This window comes from Acinetobacter sp. YH12039, from assembly GCF_013420015.1.
Classification (GTDB): Bacteria; Pseudomonadota; Gammaproteobacteria; order Pseudomonadales; family Moraxellaceae; genus Acinetobacter; species Acinetobacter amyesii.
In genome coordinates this window covers 1-3,734 of the sequence record NZ_VOZA01000098.1, presented here as the reverse complement: position 1 = coordinate 3,734, position 3,734 = coordinate 1, and the positions used below count along the sequence as shown (strand labels likewise).

Here is a 3,734-nt window from a genome sequence, read left to right as displayed (position 1 = left end):
CACGATAGCTGATGCCATATTTACAATACCAACGAACAGCCCAAAGAATGATTTCACCTTGAAAGTGCCGACCGTGGAAGGGATTCATCTGCTGTATCTCGAAATAAATAAGATATTTAGCTTATCACGTCAGCCTATTTGCAACAGTGCCCAAAATATCCTTATCAAGTGGTGGTGCATAACAAACCTGCTTTAGATGGTGGCGAACAACCCCATGCCCATTTGATGTTTAGTGAGCGATTAAATGATGGTATTGCTCGCCCTTTTGATCGCTTCTTCAAGCGTCATAACTCCAAGGATCCTGCTAAGAGCGGGGCGAAAAAAGACAACACAGGATTAGCCCCTGCTGAGCGTAGAACGCTGTTAAAAGCCCAACGTGAACGTTGGGGTGAGTTAGTGAATCATCACTTGCTAGAACATGGCTTTGAGCCTGTGGTAGATATGCGGAACTGGAAACAGCGTGGGCTTGATAGTAAACCTAATAATTATACTATGAAGCAGATGAATAATCCTGATTTCAAAGAAGCTTATAGTGAGATGGTAACGACTAGGCGAGAATTAAGTGAAATTGAGCCTTTGGCGGATAGCGATCTATCAGTTGCTCCAAAATCTCAACCCGTGCCAAGAAATAGCTATCCTAGACCTTTCTAAATATTGCTAATTGGGGGCAGCACAGAATTCGGAGAAAATAGCACGCTAAGGAATTTTGTGGACTAATTAATTTATTAAAATCAGAGATTTATATTTTTATGCTTTGCCTGTCTTCTAGAGATTGGCAACATGCAATTTAATTGAAAATTTTAACGAAGTTTTTAAATAACAACTACATAGAAGTAAACAAATGTACTTACCGCCCTATAATTTCCGTTTTCTGTGCTGACCCCTATATTCGAGTATTTAGACGGGAACGAAGAAGACTATGATTTCTCAAGATAGCGAGAAAAACTGACTACCTAGAATAGTCTGTTATAGGCGGTTTTCTTATAACGGTCTGTTCTAGGTAGTCTATTAATAGGTCTAAGGGGCTTTTTAGGTGGTTCCGCTAGGGTATACTGAAAATAAACTTGTCCTGTACCTGATTCCAGTAAAACACTCTCCGAAAATATCGAGACGATTCACGGTTGGTTACAGATAGTTTGGGTGTTATTTTTATCTCTATGCTTGATAGGCTTTATGAGCTTACCACAAATAATTTTTCATTCGGTCAGTCCTCGCTTTCATCCGACCAATTTTGACTCAACTCACTCACCAAACGACTCTCATCGCATTTAAAATCAATATAGTGATAGGTATTGGCAGGCAATAGCCAATCCTGCCCTGTCAGTGGACATTTTTGTTCCATATCTTCTGCCTGTGTCCAATCACGGTAATTCATTAGAAAATAATAGGTGGGTACACCTGTGCTTTGTTCAATGATACGGCACAATTCTCGACCTATTTTGCTATGCTCAGAATTGGGATTTTGCATTTGCTCTAAGGCAAAGGCTTCACTTACTGGTTGAGAACCAAGCCACAAACGATATAACGCTTCAGCCTGACGATACCATGACCACACATTATCATAACAAGGGTGATCAGGTTGGGTATATGGGATTTTATATAGAGGAATGCCTTGTAAGGTTACTCCATCTAGTAAAGGCGAACTCCAGCCCCAACGCAACATGTAAAATTCAGATTGCGTTGGTACGGCATAACGGGGAAGAGGATAGTCATGGTCTTCTCCGATATACAAGGTTTGAATGGGTTTACCTGCTAACTGTTCGATTTTATTGTGCATTTCTTGGGCATAGCTGTTCATATTTTTACGGTCAAGGGCATCCATTTCAGGACACACCACAGTCACGCGAGTAATATCATTTTGGCTAACAGCTAAATGATGGTTACGGGGTAATATTTGTCCGTTGCCTTCTAAATTTCCTAAATAACAAAATACATCATGGTCGTGGCTATCATCATCTTCAGCGATACCTGTATATTGGGGTATGATAATATCAAAGGCGTGCATTTTTATATCTCATGCTTAATTTATATTAAATATATTTGGGGATGTTGCTGTTGAAATTGGTTAAAGTGCTGTCTTGTAGTGTCAATTTAACCTATACCGTCAATGCCGTACACTCTAAATATTAATAATACTTAAACTACTTGATATTATAACTATAATTTTTCTTATCATATTTACCGAAATAAGGAACAGCTACATCCTTATGCACTGTATTATTACTATCAGTATATGTAATTACTATAGAGTCTTCGGTGTCAGAATATTTTATAGGATACTTAAATGATTGATTAGGAGATAAATTACCTATATTTTCTGATTTATTAGTGGTTTTATAAGTTAAATTAACCTTAGTTATATCTTCGGAGGTTTTGTTATTTATAATTAGCATCCCTTCTGATTCACTTTGACTGGAACAAGCCACAGTAATTAATGCACTTAAGCTAATTACATACAGTTTTCTTATTGAGATCTTCACGAGCCAAACCTTTAGTTATTTTATTTAATACAAAATAATTCTATGCAAGAAATGCCACTCTCAACTTCTTAAGCCTATTGGAATGGCTGTATTACAAGAATTGTAAGTTTAATATTGAAAGTCTAACCTTCGTAAAATAAATGATTTAGCGAAAAAAAGTTGAGAGTTAAGCATAAAATGGAATCTTATTTTTCACCAAAGGAATTAGAAGATGTTAAAGAACCATTAGTTATAACTTTCATTTTGAGACTACCCTAAATTCTGTGTAACTATCTAGTTTTCTAAAATACTTCTTAAATTTTGTCAAAATGGCTTTATTAGCTCGAAAAACTAACTTTCTATACACCATGAAGTACACCGCGACTACCTAAATAACTCAATATACCAATATCATTAGCCTACAGCCTAAGGTTCTAGTCCTCACTAGGGTACCGAAGCAGTGAAATTGGTTTGCCATAGGCATACTAATCAGAGTATGAAAAAGAAACTCCTCTCTCTGCAAATTCTTGATTGAAAACACTAAGAACCTTCATACTAAAAGTATAATAAATAAGTACTAGCCTTTCTATTATGGTGATGTCGTTCATATTCCAAGATATTCTCCGATCATCTAATAACCCCTCCCAACTAGGATCGTTTATTTTAGGTATAGATTGACTGCCGTAAGAAGGTATTTGATCAACTAAATGACGCATATCATCGAGTTTTTGATTTGATAGGGGTTACCCCAGAATTTGGAGAAAATAGTACGACAAGGAATTTTGTCGACTAATTAATTTATTAAAATCAAAGATTTATATTTTTATGCTTTGCCTGTCTGCTAGAGATTGGCAACATGCAATTTAATTGAAAGATTTTTAACGAAGTTCTTAAATAACAACTACATAGAAGTAAATAAATGTACTTACCGCCCTATAATTTCCGTTTTCTGTGCTGACCCCTAATATAGCAGTTTTTCACTGAATAGAACTCAGATAACTTATCATTTGGTGATAGTCAGAAGCCTTTATTCCCTTAAAATAATTTTTGTTTTTGATATCAAGGACTACTTCTACCACAACCTGTAAACAGCGAATAAAAATCTTAAAATTTAAACCCTAATTTCGATAAGAAGGGTAAATATACTTGGCACTGTTGCAAATAGAGATTTGAGTCGATGAAGTTCCCTTTAAAAAGTGCTTAGAGACCGAAAACCCTGTTGATTAGACACACTTCACCCTGAGGCTGACCATAATAAAATGACGATGCTTGTCC

3 protein-coding genes and 1 pseudogene are annotated in these 3,734 nt (G+C 36.2%); 1 reads left to right on the top strand and 3 read right to left on the bottom strand.

Annotation, left to right across the window (positions count from 1 at the left end; translation table 11 throughout):
• Nucleotides 1-88: pseudogene (locus tag FTT98_RS17400) on the bottom strand (IS6 family transposase); the annotation flags it as partial.
• 50 nt (nucleotides 89-138) lie between these two features.
• On the opposite strand from FTT98_RS17400, the gene FTT98_RS17395 reads away from it, so the two are divergent.
• Nucleotides 139-651, top strand: a complete 513-nt coding sequence (locus tag FTT98_RS17395; protein WP_218947230.1) for a MobA/MobL family protein — start codon at nucleotides 139-141, stop codon at nucleotides 649-651.
• A 553-nt stretch (nucleotides 652-1,204) separates the two neighbouring features.
• Here the strand turns inward: FTT98_RS17395 and FTT98_RS17390 are convergent.
• Together FTT98_RS17390 and FTT98_RS17385 are read right to left on the bottom strand one after the other, a co-directional pair.
• Entirely contained in the window at nucleotides 1,205-2,005 is an 801-nt protein-coding gene (locus tag FTT98_RS17390) for a DUF2310 family Zn-ribbon-containing protein (protein WP_114237944.1), read from the bottom strand.
• A 136-nt stretch (nucleotides 2,006-2,141) separates the two neighbouring features.
• Nucleotides 2,142-2,480, bottom strand: a complete 339-nt coding sequence (locus FTT98_RS17385) for a hypothetical protein (RefSeq protein WP_114237945.1) — start codon at nucleotides 2,478-2,480, stop codon at nucleotides 2,142-2,144.
• Nucleotides 2,481-3,734 lie beyond the last annotated feature (1,254 nt).